Source organism: Mycobacterium gordonae (assembly GCF_002101675.1).
GTDB classification, from domain to species: Bacteria; Actinomycetota; Actinomycetes; order Mycobacteriales; family Mycobacteriaceae; genus Mycobacterium; species Mycobacterium gordonae.
The window spans coordinates 17,315-35,933 of the sequence record NZ_LQOY01000253.1; the positions used below are offsets into that span (position 1 = coordinate 17,315).

18 protein-coding genes are annotated in these 18,619 nt (G+C 67.5%); 4 read left to right on the top strand and 14 right to left on the bottom strand.

Going from position 1 to position 18,619, the window contains the following annotated elements; all coding sequences use genetic code 11:
• Positions 1 to 14: 14 nt before the first annotated feature.
• The 5 genes from AWC08_RS33495 to AWC08_RS33515 all read right to left on the bottom strand — a co-directional run bounded on the left by AWC08_RS33495 (position 15) and on the right by AWC08_RS33515 (position 5,388).
• Positions 15 to 1,166, bottom strand: a complete 1,152-nt coding sequence (locus tag AWC08_RS33495; RefSeq protein ID WP_082986032.1) for a PPE family protein — start codon at positions 1,164 to 1,166, stop codon at positions 15 to 17.
• A gap of 155 nt (positions 1,167 to 1,321) precedes the next feature.
• Positions 1,322 to 2,470 carry a PPE family protein gene (locus tag AWC08_RS33500; protein WP_065131754.1) on the bottom strand — a complete coding sequence of 383 codons (1,149 nt, stop codon included), beginning with the start codon at positions 2,468 to 2,470 and terminating at the stop codon, positions 1,322 to 1,324.
• Positions 2,471 to 2,492: 22 nt separating this feature from the next.
• Entirely contained in the window at positions 2,493 to 3,257 is a 765-nt protein-coding gene (locus AWC08_RS33505; RefSeq protein WP_085088784.1) for a PPE family protein, SVP subgroup, read from the bottom strand.
• A 150-nt stretch (positions 3,258 to 3,407) separates the two neighbouring features.
• The gene (locus AWC08_RS33510; protein ID WP_069435207.1) at positions 3,408 to 4,934 is read right to left on the bottom strand and encodes a class I adenylate-forming enzyme family protein; all 1,527 of its coding nucleotides are present in this window, start codon (positions 4,932 to 4,934) and stop codon (positions 3,408 to 3,410) included.
• Positions 4,935 to 4,986: 52 nt separating this feature from the next.
• Entirely contained in the window at positions 4,987 to 5,388 is a 402-nt protein-coding gene (locus AWC08_RS33515; RefSeq protein ID WP_065131729.1) for a nitroreductase family deazaflavin-dependent oxidoreductase, read from the bottom strand.
• Positions 5,389 to 5,494: 106 nt separating this feature from the next.
• On the opposite strand from AWC08_RS33515, the gene AWC08_RS33520 reads away from it, so the two are divergent.
• Positions 5,495 to 6,316 carry an acyl-CoA thioesterase domain-containing protein gene (locus AWC08_RS33520; protein ID WP_069435206.1) on the top strand — a complete coding sequence of 274 codons (822 nt, stop codon included), beginning with the start codon at positions 5,495 to 5,497 and terminating at the stop codon, positions 6,314 to 6,316.
• A 19-nt stretch (positions 6,317 to 6,335) separates the two neighbouring features.
• Here AWC08_RS33520 and AWC08_RS33525 read toward each other — a convergent pair whose 3' ends face one another.
• The 4 genes from AWC08_RS33525 to dapB are packed head-to-tail and all read right to left on the bottom strand — an operon-like array spanning position 6,336 to position 8,714.
• Positions 6,336 to 7,040, bottom strand: coding sequence for a GAF and ANTAR domain-containing protein (locus AWC08_RS33525; protein WP_065131727.1), 705 nt, complete (start codon positions 7,038 to 7,040; stop codon positions 6,336 to 6,338).
• A 35-nt stretch (positions 7,041 to 7,075) separates the two neighbouring features.
• Positions 7,076 to 7,528 (bottom strand): flavodoxin family protein, encoded by a 453-nt coding sequence (locus AWC08_RS33530; RefSeq protein ID WP_167545016.1) that lies wholly within the window; start codon positions 7,526 to 7,528, stop codon positions 7,076 to 7,078.
• Positions 7,525 to 7,980 (bottom strand): hypothetical protein, encoded by a 456-nt coding sequence (locus AWC08_RS33535; protein WP_069435205.1) that lies wholly within the window; start codon positions 7,978 to 7,980, stop codon positions 7,525 to 7,527. Before AWC08_RS33535 ends, AWC08_RS33530 begins: the two co-directional genes overlap by 4 nt.
• The gene (dapB, locus tag AWC08_RS33540) at positions 7,977 to 8,714 is read right to left on the bottom strand and encodes a 4-hydroxy-tetrahydrodipicolinate reductase (RefSeq protein WP_069435204.1); all 738 of its coding nucleotides are present in this window, start codon (positions 8,712 to 8,714) and stop codon (positions 7,977 to 7,979) included. Before dapB ends, AWC08_RS33535 begins: the two co-directional genes overlap by 4 nt.
• A gap of 203 nt (positions 8,715 to 8,917) precedes the next feature.
• On the opposite strand from dapB, the gene AWC08_RS33545 reads away from it, so the two are divergent.
• Entirely contained in the window at positions 8,918 to 10,291 is a 1,374-nt protein-coding gene (locus AWC08_RS33545) for an HNH endonuclease signature motif containing protein (protein ID WP_069435203.1), read from the top strand.
• 82 nt (positions 10,292 to 10,373) lie between these two features.
• Positions 10,374 to 12,116, top strand: a complete 1,743-nt coding sequence (locus AWC08_RS33550; RefSeq protein ID WP_159460047.1) for an alpha/beta fold hydrolase — start codon at positions 10,374 to 10,376, stop codon at positions 12,114 to 12,116.
• Here the strand turns inward: AWC08_RS33550 and AWC08_RS33555 are convergent.
• The 4 genes from AWC08_RS33555 to AWC08_RS33570 form a co-directional block, all read right to left on the bottom strand.
• Positions 12,103 to 13,185: a PDR/VanB family oxidoreductase gene (locus AWC08_RS33555; protein ID WP_065131723.1), complete on the bottom strand. Its 1,083-nt coding sequence runs from the start codon at positions 13,183 to 13,185 to the stop codon at positions 12,103 to 12,105. The genes AWC08_RS33550 and AWC08_RS33555 overlap by 14 nt on opposite strands.
• 3 nt (positions 13,186 to 13,188) lie before the next feature.
• The gene (locus tag AWC08_RS33560; protein WP_085088787.1) at positions 13,189 to 14,928 is read right to left on the bottom strand and encodes an SDR family oxidoreductase; all 1,740 of its coding nucleotides are present in this window, start codon (positions 14,926 to 14,928) and stop codon (positions 13,189 to 13,191) included.
• A gap of 3 nt (positions 14,929 to 14,931) precedes the next feature.
• The gene (locus AWC08_RS33565) at positions 14,932 to 15,849 is read right to left on the bottom strand and encodes a metal-dependent hydrolase (RefSeq protein ID WP_065131721.1); all 918 of its coding nucleotides are present in this window, start codon (positions 15,847 to 15,849) and stop codon (positions 14,932 to 14,934) included.
• A gap of 64 nt (positions 15,850 to 15,913) precedes the next feature.
• Positions 15,914 to 16,375: an SRPBCC family protein gene (locus AWC08_RS33570; protein ID WP_065131720.1), complete on the bottom strand. Its 462-nt coding sequence runs from the start codon at positions 16,373 to 16,375 to the stop codon at positions 15,914 to 15,916.
• Positions 16,376 to 16,471: 96 nt separating this feature from the next.
• Between AWC08_RS33570 and ald the strand changes: the two genes are divergently transcribed.
• Complete coding sequence (ald, locus tag AWC08_RS33575) at positions 16,472 to 17,590, top strand: alanine dehydrogenase (RefSeq protein WP_069435490.1); 1,119 nt, start codon at positions 16,472 to 16,474, stop codon at positions 17,588 to 17,590.
• Here ald and AWC08_RS33580 read toward each other — a convergent pair.
• Complete coding sequence (locus AWC08_RS33580) at positions 17,587 to 18,615, bottom strand: nitronate monooxygenase (RefSeq protein WP_065131718.1); 1,029 nt, start codon at positions 18,613 to 18,615, stop codon at positions 17,587 to 17,589. The two genes, ald and AWC08_RS33580, sit on opposite strands and share 4 nt — an antisense overlap.
• Positions 18,616 to 18,619 lie beyond the last annotated feature (4 nt).

Below are 18,619 nucleotides of genomic sequence, written 5' to 3' on the forward strand. Positions count from 1 at the left end.
GCGTACGGGCCGGTTCAGAACACGCGTTGCCTGGGCATCACGACCGGCTTGACTCCGTAGCGAGGCCCTGGGACGGTACGACCGCTGAAGATGGCCGCGACGCTTCCCGGTGCCAGCGGCAGTTCTTCGGCTGCTTCTTCGTTCGCGGGCACCGCCCAGTATGTGCCGTCCACCGCCGGCGCCGCAGGCGTCGCGGGTACCGAGTCCGACCACGTCAGAGGCACGGACAACTCACCCACCAGGTGCGCATTGCCCAGCCCGGCGACGACCGGTGTTGGCCCGGCGACCCCCGACCTTGCCGAGTGCGCCGCGCCACCATGGTGGGCGGCCGCGTGGACGATCTCCTTGGGTGCGTCGTCATCGTCGCCGCCGCTGCCGATCTGGCCGACTGAGTAGTCCCAGTAGGTTGCCCTGTTGTGGTCGAACGTGCCGGCCCACCAGAGCTCGGACCGATCGAACGCGACGATCATGTCCAACAACGGCGAACCCGTGGCCGCCGACGCCTCGGCGGGGCCGGCGAGACTCAGCACCGCATCGGGGCCTTGACTGACGACGGTGCCCAGCGCCGCCTGCTGCGCCGAAGCGGAACCGGACGCGATGGCCTGAGCGACGGCGGCGGCCTGATTCGCGACGCCGGCCGGGTTGGTGATCTCCGAGGGGCCGATCAACGGATCCAGTTGTGCGGCTGCCGCCGAGGATGCCGCGTATCCGTACATGGCCGCAGCGTCTCGAGCCCACATTTCGCTGTACCGAGCCTCGGTCACCGCGATGGCCGGCGTGTTCTGTCCGAGGATGTTGGTTTCGGTCAGTAGGGCCAGCTGGGCCCTGTTAGCGGCCACGGCGGCCGGCGGGACCGTCATCGCGAACGCCGTCTCGTAGGCTGCCACCGATGACATGGCCTGCGCCGCGGCGCGCGCCGACGACTCGGCGGTGGCGGCCATCCAGGCCACGAAGGGCTGGGCCGCCGCGGCCATCGACAGTGACGCGGAACTGACCCACTCTTCAGTGCTCAGCCTCGCGATGACAGCTGCGAAAGAGAGAGCCGCGGTGCGCAATTCGCCGGCGACACCGTTCCAAGCAGCGGCGGCGGCCAGCATCGGGGCCGCGCCGGCGCCGGCGTACATGCACGCCGAGTTGACCTCGGGTGGTAACGCTCCAAAGTCCAACTGCGAATCCCGTTAGTTGTGGGGTTCATTGGGCAGGCGAGCACACTAGGGCGCCGACGACCCCCAACCACGTCGGCAACCGGTTCCAAGAATTTTAACCGCGGTGAATTTAAGGCCTCTCACCGACTCGGCATTCTCATAGAGACTTCCAATGATCAGACGACAACGTGCTTGGGCATGACGGTCGGCTTGAAGCCGTAGCGCGGCCCGGCAACACCGCCGCTCTTGCCCGCCAGCGCCATACCGGGCGCACCGGGAACACCCGCGAACCCAGCGGTTTCCTCGGGGACCACCCAGCCACTGCCGTCGGCGGCTGTCGCGCCGACGGTGATGGCCGGCACCGCGGAGGACCAACTTGCCGGAACGGAAAGCCCGCCGACCGAGGACGCCGCGCCCAGCATCGGGGCGGTCGCCGAAGCGATCGGCGTCACCGCGTTCGCGACCGCGGCGGCACCCGCCGAGCCGATCCCCGCAGCGGCCCCGGCGGCGGGGAGTGTGGACAGGGTGTGGTGCAAGAACACTGCGGTCGTGATACCGGCGGTGGTGAACCATCCCGCCGTGTTGACGGCACCGTTGATGGTGTTCTGCACGAATGGAACGGCCAGCAGATCGGTGATGTCCTGCACGACCGAGTCCAGGGCCGCCGCGTTCGCTGCCGCGGGAGACGCCAAGCCTCCGACGGCCTGGGGAATGTTGCCGATCAGGTTGTTCAGGCCCGATTGCTGAGCGGAGGCGACGGCCTGTCCGACCGCTGCGGCCTGGCTGGCGGTTCCGGTGGGGTTGGTGGCCTGCGCCGGCGGCGCCAACGGGTGCAGCTTCCCCGAGGACGCCGAAGAAGCCGCATATCCGTACATCGCAAGGGCGTCCTGAGCCCACATTTCGACGTACTGCGCCTCGGTCGCCGCAATGGCAGGGGTGTTCTGTCCCAGCACGTTGGTCGCAACCAGCATGGCCAGCAGGGTTCGGTTGGCGACGACCTCGCCCGGTGGCACGGTCATCGCATAGGCGGTCTCGAACGCGGCCGCGGAGGCGACCCCTTGGGAACCCGCCAGCGCGGCGGCTTCCGCGGTGTAGGTCAACCACGCCAGGAACGGCTGGGCCGCGGCGGCCATGGACAGCGAGGCGGGACCCAACCACTGCTCGGTGGTGAGCTCAGCGACCACCGACTCGAAGGAATCCGCTGTCGTACTGAGCTCGACCGCCAGTCCGTTCCACGCGGCCGCGGCCGCCATCATCGGTGCCGCGCCCGCACCGGTGTACATGCGCGCGGAGTTGATTTCCGGAGGCAATGCGCCGAAGTCCATCATTGTCAATCCTTTCCGACACTCAGCCGTGCGCCGGCCGGGCCATCACCATGGGCTTGACGCCGTAGCGCGGCGCGCCGAATCCAGTGCTATTTCGGCTCGTCGACACCATCCCCGGCATACCGGGCAACAGCGTCGTGCCCGGCGCAGCCGGTGGCGTAGCGGCCGCCCAGCTCAAAGATTTCGGCGTGGCGCTCGACACCAGGGTGGCCGGGCCGGCCCAGGGCGACGGGGCCGATAGCGCCCGGCCCGGGAACGCTCCGACCAACACTGCCGCGGCGGGCGCCTCCCCGGCGCCGACCGCCGCAGCCGCCTCCAGTCCCGCGGTATCAACTGTGCCCTCCACCGCACCCTCCTCGACCGGCAGCAATAGACCCCCGTTGGCCAGCCCGACCAGATTCGACGCCGCCGACGCCCAGTTACCCACCCCGATGTTGACGACGTTGGCGATATCGGCCACCGGAGAATCCGTCAACGCAGCGGGCAACGCTGCGGCGGCCGAATTGGCCGACTCGGTTGCGGAGTAGGTTTGGGCGCTGAGTCCCAAAGTGTTGACGAACGTGTCGTACATTGCTGCCGCTTCGGCGCTGACCTGCTGATAGAGGCTGCCGTAAGCGGCGAACAGGGAGGCTTGCAGCGCCGAAACCTCATCTGCGGCAGCGGGAATCACTCCCGAAGTGGTCGGAACCGCAGCGGCCGCGTTCTGCGCGGCCTGCTGGGCTCCGACGGTCTGCAGCTTCCCGGCTGCCGCGGCCAATTCTTCGGGCTGTGCGGTCAAGAAGGACATGTTGCTCCTCGTAGGTAGAGAGGGCTGGAATCGACGCGCGCCGATTCACGGCTCCGTAACATCGCCATATTCAGCGTGTCACCTAGATGTGGTAACGGGGCCGGAATTCACCCGCGCGGCGGGTGTTTCTTCCGGCACCTGCGGCGCGCGTCAGCGCAGCGCGGAACCCCACTGAACCTGTTCGCGGAGCTTGGCTTTGAGCAGCTTCCCACCGGCGTTGCGCGGCAGCGGCGTCGTCACCACCGAGATGTATTGCGGGACTTTGTAATCGGCGAGCTGCTCCCGGCAGGACTCGAGCACCGCCGGCACGTCGACCTGCTCCCCGACCAGCACCGCGCCTACCTTCTCCCCCATGACGTCGTCCGGCACCGCGAGCACGCAAGCATCGACGACATTCGGGGCGGCCAGTAACGCCGCCTCAACCTCGACGCTGGAGATGTTCTCGCCGCCCCGGTTGATGATGTCCTTGAGCCGATCGATGATGTGCACCCGTCCGGCGTCATCGACGCGGACCACGTCCCCGGTGTGCAGCCAGCCGTCCACGATGGTGTTCGCGGTGGCTTCGGGCCGATTCCAGTAGCCGGCCGTGATGTTGGCGCCTCTGCACACCAATTCGCCGACGAGCTGGCCGTGCCGGTCCGGGACGACGCCGAGATCCACCGAGGGCGCCGCGTATCCGACGGAGTCGGCGTGCTCGATGGCCTCGGCGTCGGGCAGCACGGTCATCAGCGACGCGGTCTCCGTCATCCCGTAGCCGTTGAACACCGTGGCTTGCGGGAACGCGTTCTTGACCGACCGCACCAGCGCCGGCGCGATGGGTGCGCCGCCGTAGCCGACCCAGCGGACCGCGGACACATCGGCAGAGGCAAAACCCTTGTGCCGCAGCAACAGCGCGTAAATCGCCGGCACGGTGACCATCACCGAGATGCGTTCTGCGCTCAGCGCGTCGACCAACCCGTCGAGGTTGAGGGCCGGCATGATCACCGCGGCCCCGCCCAGCCGGGTGGCCGCCAGAAGCTGCGAGTTGCACCCGGTCACGTGGAACAGCGGCACCGAGATGAGGGTGCGCAGGTCCGTGCCGATGTCGCGCGGCTGGTCGAGACACCGGATCCCGTTCTCGGTGTTGGTCACGAATGCTTCGTGAGTGGTCGGGACGCCCTTGGGATGCCCGGTGGTGCCAGATGTATAGAAAAGGGCGGCAACGTCTTTCGAACCGAGTTGTTCGGCGACGTAGGGCTTGCCGTCCGGGAGTGGTGTGTCCGCGTCCAAGTCGACGTGCGCCCCGGCGTCGGCCAGCACGAAGTCGACCTCCGGTTGCGCCGACCGCGTATTGACGGCGACCGCGATGCCTCCGGCCATCACCGTGCCCCAGAACGCGAGCACCCAGTTGATGCCCGCGGGATAACGGACCGCGACGCGGTCGCCGGGTCGCAGGCCGCCGGCCCGCAGGCCTCCGGCGACGCGCGACGCGCGGTCCCAGAGTTGACGGTAGGTCAGCCGGTCGCCGCCCAGTTCGACCACGGCTTCGCTGTCCGGGCCTGCGGTGACCTGCTCGGCGAGCATGTCGAGAAGGGTGGCCGGGATGCCGTCGTAATGTGGGACACCCCGGTTGTCCAGGTGAACGCCGGTACGCGGAAATGGGCTGTGACTGCGCGAAATCTCGACTACGTCAGGCATGTACGTCCCTTGCTACCGTCGGCTACTCACAACGGTAGGGGCTCCGGTCACGTCAGGCCAGGGCGAACTTGGCGTAGCTGTCGACGTCGAAGGCGTTGAATACCCGGCGCCGGGCAGCGGGCAGCAGCGACTCGACGGCGGACGCGTCGACGATGTTCGGGCGGACCACGTGGTAGGTCTGCCCCTTGCATTTGATGGTCGCAGAGCCGGCGGCACGCACATTGCGTAACCAGTCAACGTCCGAACCGTAGGGCAACGGTACGACGAAGCCGTCGGGAATCGGGACCGCGACAACCGGGGTGGTGTAATGCCTTCCGGATTTGCGGCCGACGTGTGCGATGGTCGACGCGTACCAATAGCGGCGACCGGCCACGACCATCATCGCGGGGTTGAGCAAGTGCTTGTTGAAGCTTCGGACCGCGTCTCGGACCCGCGGTTTCGTGTAGGTGGTCATACTCATCGAGCCTGCTCGGGTGGCGCGCCGTGGCACAGGGGCCTTGGTCCACTGCTGGTGAGGACTTCCGCCAGTGGGCGCCTGCGGCTGCCCTATCGTCGTAGCGGTGACCTTCGAGGAGCCCGCCGCGTTTTTCACTGCCGAGGGCGATTTTTACCTGCCGGGCCCGATGACCCAAGGACCGTGGGGCGCCACCATGGGCGGCCAGATCGTCGGCGGCCTGTTGGGTTGGGGCATCGAGCAATCCGGCTTCGACCCGGACTTTCAGCCCGCCCGCCTGACCGTGGACCTGTTGCGGCCGGCTCTGCTGGAGCCGCTACGGATAGAGACTGCGGTGCAGCGGGAAGGCCGGCGCATCAAGCTTGTCGACGGCGCACTGGTACAGAACGGGAAGACGGTCGCGCGGGCCAGCGCGCTGTTCCTACGGAGAGGCGAACATCCCGACGGCGAAGTGTGGTCGGGCTCCGTGCAGGCGCCGCCGCTTCCGTCGGATACGGCGGGCTTCCCCGCTGACATGCCTTTCCTCATCTGGGGTTACGGTGCGAGCGCCGCGGGCAGCCCCGGTATCGCGGCCGGCGAGTGGGAGCAGTCGCACTCGCAGAAGTTCGCCTGGACGCGGGTGTTCCGGCCGATGGTGTACGGCTACCCATTGACACCGTTCACCAGACTCGCCTTCGTGGGTGACGTGACGAGTTCGCTGACGCATTGGGGTACAAGCGGATTACGGTTCATCAACGCCGATTACACCGTCACCGCGAGCCGGATGCCGGACGGGGAATACGTGGGATTGGCGGCCGAGAGCCATTACGGCTCAGCGGGTGTCGCGACCGGCAGCGCAACGTTGTTCGATCGGCACGGCCCATTCGGCACCAGTTCGGCACTGGCATTGGGTCAGCCCGCCGGTTCGTTTCAGCCCCTGCGTACCTGACTGGCTGGGCACGGCCGGGCTACCCGGCTTTCGAAATCCGGGATTCATGGGAGTCGACGAGCCACCGCGCAACGTCGACCAATTTCGTATGGGACTCCTGCGACACCTTCAGCAGCATCCGGAACGCGTGCAGTCCGTCGACGCCGTTGCGCTGCATCAACAGACCTTTGGCCTGTCCGATGATGTCCCGGCTGTCCAACGCTTTCTGGAACCGGGCCTCGGAATTCAGCCGAGCGAGCGCGACTGACGCGTGCTGGGCCAACACCTCACCGATCAGGATCGACTCGTCGTCGAAAACGTTGGTTTCCCCACCGTAAAGATTGAGGGCTCCCAGGTTCCCGCGGCGGACGAACAATCGAAACGACAACAGGCTTCGGACACCGCGATCCACCGCCGCAGCGGCGAAATTCGGCCATCGGTCCTCGGTGGCCATGTCGTCGACCTTGACGGTGCGCTGTTCGCGCAGTGCGCTCAGGCAAGGACCTTCATCGAGCACGGACTGCATCTCGTCCAATTCCGCGACGACCGGATCGGTGGGAGCCCCGGACTGGACCCGGTCTTTCTCGAGGAGGGAAATTCCGGCCCAGCGGGCACCCGGTACAAGCCGCACGGAGCTTGCCACGATCTCATGGAGTACCGATTCGGGGTCGCTGTGACCCTCGAGTTCCACCGCCAAGCTGCCGAGCAGATGTACCAGGTCGTCCCCGGTGTGATGTGTGTCCATGCGCTGCCCCTTTTCCCGCCCTTTCTTGCGGCAACTCAGTCCATCAACGTCGCCGCGACCGTCGCGCCGAGGTTCCAGCAGGCCTCGAGGTCCGCCTTCGCGGGTTTGCCCGAGACCACCACGTGTTCTGCGGCCCTGACCCAGCCGAGCCCGGCGGTGATGCCCTCCACGGCGCGCTGCGCCCCTTCGCTGCCCTCGTTGCCGTGGATATAGACACCAAATGGCCTGCCGCGGCTGGTGTCAAGCAGCTGGTAATAGGACTCGTCGAAGGCGTGCTTGAGCGCACCGCTGAGGTATCCGAGGTTGGCCGGAGTTCCCAGCAGGTATCCGTCGGCCTCCAGCATCTCCACCGGTGAGACGGTGAGGGCCGGCCGGCGCACCACCTTGACGCCCTCGATCTCGGGGGCGGTCGCCCCGGCCAACACCGCCTCGAACATCTCCTGACAGTGCGGCGACGGGGTGTGATGAACGATCAGCAGCGTGTTCACCCTTGGGCCTCCAATTGAACCGCCGTCTTCATCGCCTCCCGGGCCCGACGGCGATCCCCCGCGTAGTCGTACGCACGCGCCAGCCGATACCAGCGGCGCCAGTTGTCGGGGTCGCCTTCCAATTCGCTACGCACGCTGTCAAACAACGCGTCGGCGGCGCCACGTTCGATGCGGCCCGAAGCGCGCCGCGGCAGCGCGCTGACGTCCAGTTCCAGTCCGTCCTGGGCGATCAGGCGGGCGAGCTTCTGGTGCGCAGATCCGGCCCTTAGCGTCGCGATCATCGCCCACAGTCCCAGGAACGGCATGATCAACAGCGCCAGGCCCAAGCCCACCGCGGCAGGCCGGCCGGATCCGATCATCACCAGCGCGATGCGGCCGAGCAGGACGAAATACACCAGCATGGCCGCGCACAGGAATGCGATCAGCAGCTGGATCCGCAGGGTTCTGGTCATTGCAGGTCGAGCAGCGGCTCTATCCCGATGGTCAGCCCCGGCCGCTCGGTGATGCGACGCACCGCCAGCAGCACGCCCGGCACAAAGGAGGTGCGGTCGAGGCTGTCGTGACGGATGGTCAGGGTTTCTCCCTCGGTGCCGAACAGCACTTCCTGGTGCGCGACCAGTCCGGCCAGCCGCACCGCGTGCACGGGAATGCCGTCGACGTCCGCGCCGCGTGCGCCGGGCAGGCTGGTGCTGGTGGCATCGGGGTTGGGCGGCAGGCCTTTTCGAGCCTCCGCGATCAGCTTGGCGGTCCGGGTGGCGGTGCCCGAAGGGGCGTCTGCCTTATTCGGGTGATGAAGTTCGATGACTTCGATCGAGTCGAAGAAGGGCGCGGCCTGCTTGGCGAAATGCATGGACAACACCGCGCCGATGGCGAAGTTGGGTGCGATCAGAACAGAGGTTCCGGGCTTGGCCGCGAGCCAGGACTCGACCTGCTCGATGCGTTCACCGGTGAAGCCCGTGGTGCCCACGACGGCGTGAATCCCGTTGTCGATCAAGAAGTTCAGGTTGTCCATCACCACGTCGGGGTGGGTGAAGTCGATGACCACCTCGGTGTCGCCGTCGGTCAGCAGGCTCAGCGCGTCGCCGGCGTCCACCTCCGCGGACAGGGTCATATCCTCGGCGGCTTCGACCGCGCGCACCATCGTCGCCCCGACTTTGCCTTTAGCTCCCAGCACGCCTACTCGCATGGGTTGCAGCCTACTTGGCTCATTCCGTCAGGCTGATGGCGTTGGGCCCGGGAGGGTACGCCCTGAGCAGCCATGTCCCGCGTGTTCAGACTCCCCAGGCTGACAACGGTAACGGGCGGCGGAGTTATCCACAATTGAACCTCTGTCCACAATCTGGGCTGCGGTGCGGCCGGGCCACCACTGTTGCGGCATAAAATTCGAACATGTGTGCGATAACAGCGCCGGCGGAAGTGGTCGCCGCTTTCGACGCACTCGACGCTGCTGTCGCCACGATCGCTGACCTGCGCGACCGGTTGTCGGACCCCGTGGTGCGTTGCCGCGCGCTGGAACGCCTGGAAACCTCGCGCCGCTGCCAAGCCGTGCTCAGCCACGACATCATCCACAGCCTCGCCGCCGAAGCCCCCGCCGACATCGGCGGCCCGGCCCACCAGGTCGTCGCCGACTGGTGCCGTATCAGCTACAGCGAAGCCCGCCGGCGCATCCGCGACGCCGCTCAACTCGCCCCTCGCACCACCCTCACCGGTCAGCAGTTGCCCCCCGAACTGCCCGCCACCGCCCAGCAATGGCGTCAGGGCATGTTGGATGCCCAGCACCTGCGAGTCATGCAAGGATTCATCCGCGACCTGCCCGCGGACACTCCCGCCGGCGTGCTCGAGCACGCCGAACACCTGCTGGCCCACCAAGCCACCCGACTTCGGCCCGACCAACTCGACAAAGCCGCCAAACGCGCCGCCGTCCTGATCAACCCCGACGGAAAGTTCTCCGACCACGACCGCGCCCGCCAGCGCAGCTTCACCTTCAAACCCCAACGTGCCGACGGCATGAGTGAAGCCACCCTGATCGCCACCCCCGAACTGCGCGCCCTGATCGAAGCCTGGCTGGCCCCCTTCGCCGCCCCGGGCATGTGCAACCCCAACGACCAAAACCCCCGCCTCACCGGCGAACCCCCGGAGGAGACCGCCGCCGCCGACACCCGCACCCCAGGCCAGCGTCAACACGACGCCCTCAACGCCCTGCTCCGTGCTCACCTCGGCGACCCCACCCTCGGGCAGCACAACGGCCTGCCCGTCACCGTCGTGGTCTCCACCACCCTGCAAGAACTCACCACGGCCACCGGCACCGCCGTCACGGCCAGCGGCAGTGTCATTCCGATGCGCGACCTCATCACCATGGCCTCCCGCGCCCACCACTACCTCGCTATATTCGACGGTCATTCCAACCGCCCCCTCTACCTCGGGCGCGCCCGCCGCATCGGCTCCTCCGACCAACGCCTGGCCCTGTTCGCCGCCGAGCGCGGCTGCACCTACCCCGGATGCGACGTACCCGCCGACAAGTGCGAAGTCCACCACGTCAACGAATGGGCCAGCGGCGGACCGACCGACATCACCAACCTCACGCTGGCCTGCCCGACCAATCACAAACTGGTCGGAAACGGCTGGACCACAACCAAACTCAGCAACCACCGCACCCCATGGATCCCACCAGCACGCTTCGACCGCGGCGGCCCCCGCACCAACAACTACCACCATCCCGAACGCCTCCTTGCCGACAACGACGACGAACGGGCCGGGCCCTAGGCATGCGGCAGCACGGGGCACACCGGCGCATCTCTAGGCTGAGATGGTCGAGACGTCGGTGCGAGAAAGCGGAGGTGCGCGCGTGAGATCCAGTGATATCCGGATCCGCGAGGCCAAGCCGAAGGATTACGCCAGGGTCGCGGCGATGCACTATCCGGTGTGGCGGCGATCCTGGAAAGGAATCGTGGCCACGCACGTGCTGGACATGATCGGCACGCCGAAGACCTGGGTCGACACGTTCTACCCGACGACGCTCAAGCGGGGCGGCTGGCAGATGTGGATGGCCGAAGCCCGCGGCAAGTTACTGGGAATGACGCTGTTCGGGCCGGACCTGTCCAACCCCAAGCACATTCAGATCGACGCGCTCTACATCCTCGACGACAACCAGCGGCACGGCATCGGCGGGATGTTGCTGACCAAGGTGCTGCGCACCTATCCGGACAACGACATCATCCTGTGGTGCGCGGACAAGAATCAGAAGGCCCGCAACTTCTACGAGAAACACGGCTTCGAACTCGATGACCGCACCTATGTGTGGAAGCCACTGCCCGGCGTGACGGTGCCGCATGTGGGCTACCGGCTGTACCGAACCGCCGCCGAAGAGACACCCGAACAGCAGCCAGCGGCCAGTGCCGCGCCGGGAAGCACCCCGCCCGTGGCGTCACTGATCAGGCCGGCCTCGCCGGTCCAGCCGTACCCCATCGACGTGCCCCAGGCCCAGCTCGACGACCTGCGCCACCGACTCAGCACGGCCCGGTGGCCCGCCGAAATAACCGGCGCGGACTGGGATTACGGCACCGAGCAGTCATTCCTGAAAGGCGTGATCGAGCACTGGCTGCACCGCTACGACTGGCGGGCCACCGAAGCCGAGGTCAACGCCGCCGGCTCATACGTCACCGAGGCCGCCGGGCAGCGGGTGCACTTCCTGCACGCCAGGTCTGAGCGCGCCGATGCCATTCCGCTGGTCATCACCCACGGGTGGCCCGGATCGGTGGTCGAGTTCCTGGACGTACTGCCGTTGCTGCGCAAGCGGTTTCACGTGGTCCTGGTGTCGATGCCGGGTTACGGCTTCTCCGGCCCGACCCGGGAGCGCGGGGTCGACGTGTCCAAAGTCGCCGCGGCCGTCGCCGACGTGATGGCCCAGCTCGGTTATCGCCGCTATCTCGCCCAAGGCGGCGACTGGGGCGCGCTGGTCACACGCCATCTCGGTGAGCACTACCCGCAGCACGCCGTCGCGATCCACACCAACATGCTCTTCGCCCCGCCGGACCAGACCAACGCCGAACTGCTGGCCGACGTCAGCGAAAACGAATGGGCGGCCATCGCGGCGGGCGTCGAACGGATCAAGGACGGCACCGCCTACATGGAAATCCAGTCCACCCGGCCACACTCACTGGGCTTCGGCTTGGACGACTCGCCGCTGGGACTGGCCGGCTGGATCCTCGAGAAGTTCCACGCCTGGTGCGACATCAGAGACGGCATGCCGATCAGCACCGACCGGCTGATCGACAACCTGATGTTCTACTGGCTCACCGGCACCGCCACCTCCGCGGCACGGCTGTACTGCGAATCCGCGCGGGCCGGTACCGGGCCGCTCAGCGACTGGACCGGCCGCGTCGATGTCCCGACCGGATACGCCGTCTACCCGGGCGAGATGCTGCAGACACCGCGCGCATGGGCGGCGGCGCGCTACAACCTGATTCATCACTCCGTTCAGGATCGCGGCGGCCATTTCGCCGCATTCGAGCAACCCGAGCTGTTCGCCGCCGACCTGACCACCTACGCCGAGGTGCTCATCGAGAAAGGAGTGTTCAGCGGTCGATGACCAACCGGCCGCCATCGGAGCGGGAGACGCAGACCAGCATCTCATCGTCCCCCTCGGCGGTGCGGCCACGCCGGTCCACCTGGCCGGCAAGCACTTTGACCTTGCAGGTGCCGCAGAAACCCTGCTGGCACGAGTAGGCCGTGGTCGGGTCGCGGTCAAGCATCACCTCGAGGGCCGACCGGTTCGCCGGGACGCTGAGCACCTGCCGCGACCGGGCCAACTCCAACTCGAACGGAGTTCCGTCGACGATCGGCGCCGGGCTGAACCGCTCGTAATGCAGCGGCGCGTCGGCATGCTGGTTGCGGGCCACCCGAACCGCTTCCAGCATGGCGGCCGGCCCGCAGACATACACCGCGGTCCTGGGCCCGGCGCCGGCCAGCAGGTCGGCCACCGACGCGAACCCGCCCCGTTCGTCATCAGCCCAGACGGTGACCCGGTCGGGCGCGACCGCCAGCACTTCGTCCAACAGCGGCATGTACTCCCGGCTGCGGCCGGCATAAACCGCACGCCAATTGACGCCACGCTGTGCCGCCACCCGGATCATCGGCAGGATGGGCGTCACCCCGATGCCGCCGATCACGAACAACACCTCGCGCTCGGAGGCTCCTAGATAGAACGCGTTGCGGGGACCCTCGAACAGCAATGTGTCGCCAACATCGAACGCGTCGTGCATCTCGATCGACCCGCCGCCCCCGTCGGCGATGCGGCGCACCGCGATGCGGTAGTCGGTCCGGCGCCCGGGCGGTCCGCACAGCGAGTACTGCCGCCGACGGCCCGAGGGCAGCTGCACGTCGATGTGTCCGCCCGGTGTCCAGGAGGGAAGCAATCCGCCGTCCGGGTCGGCCAAAGTCAGTGCGACCACATCGGGTGCGACAAGCTCCCGTTCGATGACCCTGGCGCGGTGCGTGCGCGGCACGGGCGTCACCCGAGAAGGATGCCACCGCGATGCCGCGGCGAGTCCACCCATCACGGTGCGAATGCCCCACAGCACGGTGAAGAAGCGGTCGTGGTCGCGGCGGCCGTAGAGGTCTGCGGGCCTGCTCGTCCAAATGTCGTCCGGCACAGTCATTCCCTACTGCTGGCGGATGTCCAGACGGGCCAGCAGTCGGATGGCGGTCGGGCTGATGCGCCGCATGGCATAACCGAGCCGGGACTCGGCAGCAACGGGCAGCACCGGGGGCCCGGTCCTGATGGACTTGACGATCGCTTTCGCGGTCGCCTCCGGGGTGTAGTTGCGCCGCCGGTAGGTCGCGTCCGCCTTCGCGCGGGCCCGCTCCTGCTGCTCCGCAGACATGCCGGCATACACAGTGCTCTTGGCGATATTGGTGTTGACGAAACCGGGACATACGGCCGTGACGGTGATGCCTTCGTCGGCGAGGTCGGCACGCAGGGCTTCGCTGAACCCGAGCACCGCCGCCTTCGTCGTGCTGTAGGCCACCATCGCTTTCGACGGGAGGAACGCCGCAGCCGACGACAGGTTGATGATGGTTCCACCCTCGCCGCGCTTCACCATCTGGGCGCCGAAGGCCCGGCTGCCGGTGATGACGGCACGCACGTTGACGGCCATGATGTCGTCCCAGTTCCGCGAGCTGGTTTCCAGGAACCGGCCGGCCATCCCGATGCCCGCGTTGTTGACCAGGATGTCCACCACGCCGTGTTCGTTGAACACTTGTGCCGCAAGGTCATTCATCATGTCCTCGTCGGTGACGTCGACCTGGTAGACGGCCGCTTGCGCACCGGCCGCCCGCACGGCAACCGCTGTCTCGTCGGCCGCGTCGAGGTCGCGGTCCACGACTACCACCTTGGCCGCGCCGTTGCGGGCCAACTCCACCGCGGTCGCCCGGCCGATGCCCGAACCCGCCCCGGTCACCAGCGCCAGCTTGCCGCTCACCTCACGCGGGCCGGGGCGCAACTCCGATTTCCTCGGCAAATCCCCGACCACCCGGTCGATCCACTCGCCGGTCAGCCGCGCGATGACGTCGGGACGTGACGTCACCACCCAGTGCCCACCCTGAATCGGGACGACCCTGCCGGTCGGAGGAATCGCACCGACATAACGCTGCAGCGCCGGAGTGATGAAAAGGTCCTTGCCGGGGATCAGCACCTGGACGGGAACGGTGGTCTGCGGGACCTCAGTGCCCGGCGAAACCAATGGTGCGGGCAGGTTTTCCCGGTACAGGTTCAGACCGTTGACGTAGTCAGCGATGGTGCGTGGCGACTCTACGCGCCGGCTCAGCGTGCTCGACCGGCCGTAGCGTTCGAGGCCCTCAACGACTTTCACCCCGAGCCTGGACCGGAAGAACAGCTCCGGCAGCCCGGGACTCAGGAAGAATCCGACGTACACCGACGAACTCGCCTGCCGGGCCACATAACCGACTTCACGCGGGCTGCGGGCCGAGCGCACGAACTGGCCGATATGCCGCACGTGCGGGCCCGAAATCGAGGTGAAGGAAGCGACTTTCGCCATCACCTTGTCGTCGGTGACCGCCGACCACGCCTGCACCGAGCCCCAGTCGTGCCCCACCAGATGTACCTGCTCGACGCCCAGGCTGTCGATTACGGTATCGATGTCAGCGACCAACTGGTCCAGGCGGTATCCGGATCTGCTCGCCGGCGTAGACGATTCACCGGCCCCGCGCACGTCGTAGGCGACGACGTTGTAGCGCCCGCAGAGCAGTTCGGCCACACCGTCCCAGACGTGGTGGTTGTCCGGATAGCCGTGGATGGCCAGCACTGTCGGGCGCGCCGGATCGATGTCGGTGTAGCGGTGAACAGCCAGCGTGACACCGTCGGAAGCGTTGATAACAGCCATGTTTCAGTGCGAAGCCCGGGCGGCGGGCGACAGGGCCAGATAGTCGACGGCCCGCTCCAGGCCGCCCAACTGCGACGGGTGGAAGCCCGGCCGGTAGTAGGACCCGACGACGCCGACCAGCCGCCGCGGCCCGGGGACCAGCCCGCGCCGCGCGGCCCGCAGGAAGTCGCGCCAGCGTGGCTTGGTTCCCGGCGGCAGGCACGGGTCGACCGAGTACATGAACCGCACCCCGCGGATCCACAACAAGGTCAGCACCGGCGTCACAGCCAGCTGGGCCCGCACCTGACGCCAGTACCCGGCCCGCAGGTGTCTCATGGTGTCGAATGCCACGGCCTTGTGCTCGACCTCTTCGGCCCCGTGCCAGCGCAGCATGTCGAGCATCACCGGATCGGTGCCGACTGCGTCCAGCGCCGGCGAATCCAGGATCCACTCGCCCAGCACGGCGGTGTAGTGCTCGATCGCCGAGATAAAGGCAACCTGCTCCAGCAGCCAGCTCTGCTGCCGGCGCGCGCTGAAATGCGGCCTCTCCCCGAGCAGTTTTCCGAACAGCCAGCGCATCTGGTCGGTGAACGGTGTCAGGTCGATACCCTGGGAATCGAAGTGGGCCAGCACTCCGGAGTGCGCCTGGGAGTGCATCGCCTCCTGACCGATAAATCCCTGCACGTCGAGGCGCAGTTGGTCGTCCTTGATCAGCGGCAGTGTCTTCTTGAAGACCTCGACGAAGAACTCCTCACCCGCGGGCAGCATCAGGTGCAGCACATTGAGGACGTGGGTGGCCATCGGCTCGCCGGGCACGTAGTGGAACGGCAGCTCGGCCCAGTCGAACGAGACGTTGCGCGCCTCGAGTACCAGCCGCTCATGGTCGGCGGCCACCGCCTGTCCGGAGTGCGGCCCCACCGCTCGGTCGTCAACTGTGCTCATCACGGCCCCCTTGCCTCAAGTGGCAAGTCTACTGAAGCCCGCCAGGTATGCGATACCCGCGGTACTACCTTTTCTCGGCCCGCTGCTTGAGGCGCTGCAACGTCAGCTCGATGTGCTTGGCGTTTGCCGCCGTCCGGTCGGCGACACCGGTGGCCCTACCGGCGACTTTGGCGAACCAGCCGGGCCGCCGGTCCCAGGTGCTCTCGGTGACCTGGCAGCCACCGTCGGTGGCGACGATGTCGTACTGCCAGCGTGCGATAGGGAAGATCGTGTGCCGCACGTCGAAGGCGAACACCCGGCCGGGCTCGGCGTCGGTGACGGTGCATTTCGTCGTCCAGCGTTTGCTGCCGTTCTCGTTGTGGCCGACGAACACCGCCCCCTGGGCCACGGCGTCGCCCTTGCGCAGCTCCATCGACACGGCCTCCTCGGCCAACGCGGCCAGCGTCGGGAGGTCGGTGATCAGGCCGTACACCGCCTCGGGACTCGCATCGATCTGAACGGTCGCTGTCGCGGATGGCTCACTCATGGGCTGATCATAGCCAGCGGGCCTCCGCTCGCTCGGTGCTGCTTGAGACGGCCGTCAAGAGTGCGGGCGTGCCGAAGTTTCTTCACACTAGAGGGCATGCGCATCGGCATTCCGACCGAAACCAAGAACAACGAGTTCCGGGTGGCCATCACCCCGGCCGGAGTCGCCGAATTCACCCGGCACGGTCACGACGTGCTGGTCCAGGCGGGCGCGGGCGAGGGGTCGGCGATCACCGATGCCGAGTTCAAGGCGGCCGGCGCGGTCCTGGCCGACACTGCCGCGCAGGTGTGGGGCGATGCCGAGTTGGTGCTGAAGGTCAAGGAACCGATGCCGACCGAATACGGCTATTTGCGTTCCGGGTTAACGCTATTCACCTACCTGCACCTGGCCGCGTCCCGATCGTGCACCGACGCGCTGCTCGCCTCGGGGACCACCTCGATCGCCTATGAGACGGTCCAGACCACCGACGGAGCGTTGCCGTTGCTGGCTCCGATGAGCGAGGTGGCCGGGCGGCTCTCCGCTCAGGTCGGGGCGTACCACCTGATGCGGACCCAGGGCGGCCGCGGCGCGCTGATGGGCGGGGTGCCCGGGGTGAAGCCCGCTGACGTCGTGGTGATCGGCGGCGGCACCGCCGGCTACAACGCCGCCCGAGTGGCCAGCGGCATGGGGGCATCGGTCATGGTGCTCGACGTCAACCTCAACAAGCTGCGGATGCTCGACGCGGAATTCGCCGGCCGCATCGGCACCCGTTACTCCTCGGCCTATGAACTCGAAGGCGCCGTCACACGTGCCGACCTCGTGGTCGGCGCGGTGCTCGTCCCGGGCGCCAAGGCGCCCTCGTTGATCTCCAATTCCCTTGTGGCGCAGATGAAACCCGGAGCGGTGCTGGTGGATATCTCCATCGACCAGGGTGGCTGCTTTGCGGATTCCCAGCCGACCACCCACGACGAACCGACCTTCGCGGTGCACGACACGCTGTTCTACTGCGTGGCCAACATGCCCGCCGCGGTGCCCAAGACGTCCACGTATGCGCTGACCATCGCCACCATGCCCTATGCGCTCAAGCTGGCCGACCAGGGCTGGCGCGCCGCCTGCCGCTCGGATCCGGCTCTTGCCAAAGGGCTTTCGACACATGCCGGAGCCCTGTTGGCCGACCATGTGGCCGAGGACCTGGGCCTGCCCTTCACCGATCCGGCCGCCGTGCTCGCCGGTTAGCGAATGTAGGGGGCAAGTGCTGTGACGATGTCGGCCGCCGGCCCACTGCGGGCTTCCCGGTAGGCCTCGCCCGCCCACAGATTCGTCCCGTGCGGGTCCTCCATCTCGATGGCGGCCGCCCGGATCGGCTTGGTCATCTGGTGGACCTCCGGATAACCAAGTGGCGCAACGTGATCCAGCAAACGGGTGAAGTTGTTGGCCAGGCCGCGCGCGTAGCGGCCGGAGAACGCCCGGGTGACCACGGTCGAGTCGAACTCGGGATTCTTCAGCGCGACCCGGTAGGCCGGGTGGGTGCCCGCCTCGTCGGCCAGCAGCAGCGCGGTCCCGACTTGGGCGGCCACTGCCCCCCTGCGCAGCACCGCCGCGATCTGCTCGACGGTGCCGAGCCCGCCGGCCGCGATCAGCGGCACGTCGTGCGCATGGCCGATCCGGTCCAACAACTGGTGCAGCGACTCCGCGCCCGGCTCCATGTCCGGCGCGAAGGTACCGCGGTGCCCCCCGGCGGCCGGCCCCTGGACCACCAGGTTGTCCGCGCCGGCCGCGATGGCCACCCCGGCCTCGTAGGCCGAAGTCACCGTGACCGACACCAGCAGCCCCTGCGCGCTCAACATCCGGACCACATCCGGTGGCGGCGCCCCGAAGGTGAACGACACCATCTCGGGGCGTACATCGGCGACCACCTCGACTTTGCGTTGCCAGTCGTCGTCGTCGCCGTGCATCGGGTGGCCCACTTCGACGCGGTAGTGGTCGGCAACTTCTTCGAGGTCTTCGGCGTAGTACTCCAGTTGCACCCAGTCAGCGACGCTGGGTTGCGGCACGAACAGGTTGACCCCGATCGGCCCGGTCGTGGCCTTGCGCGCGGCCGCGATGTCGTCGGCGAATTGTTCCGCGGTCAGGTAGCCACCCGCGACGACGCCGAGCCCGCCGGCGTTGGACACCGCCGCCGCCAGCGCGGGGGTGCCGGGGCCACCGGCCATCGGCGCACCCACGATGGGCGCGGCAATGTCCCAGAAACCCAAAACCATCGGG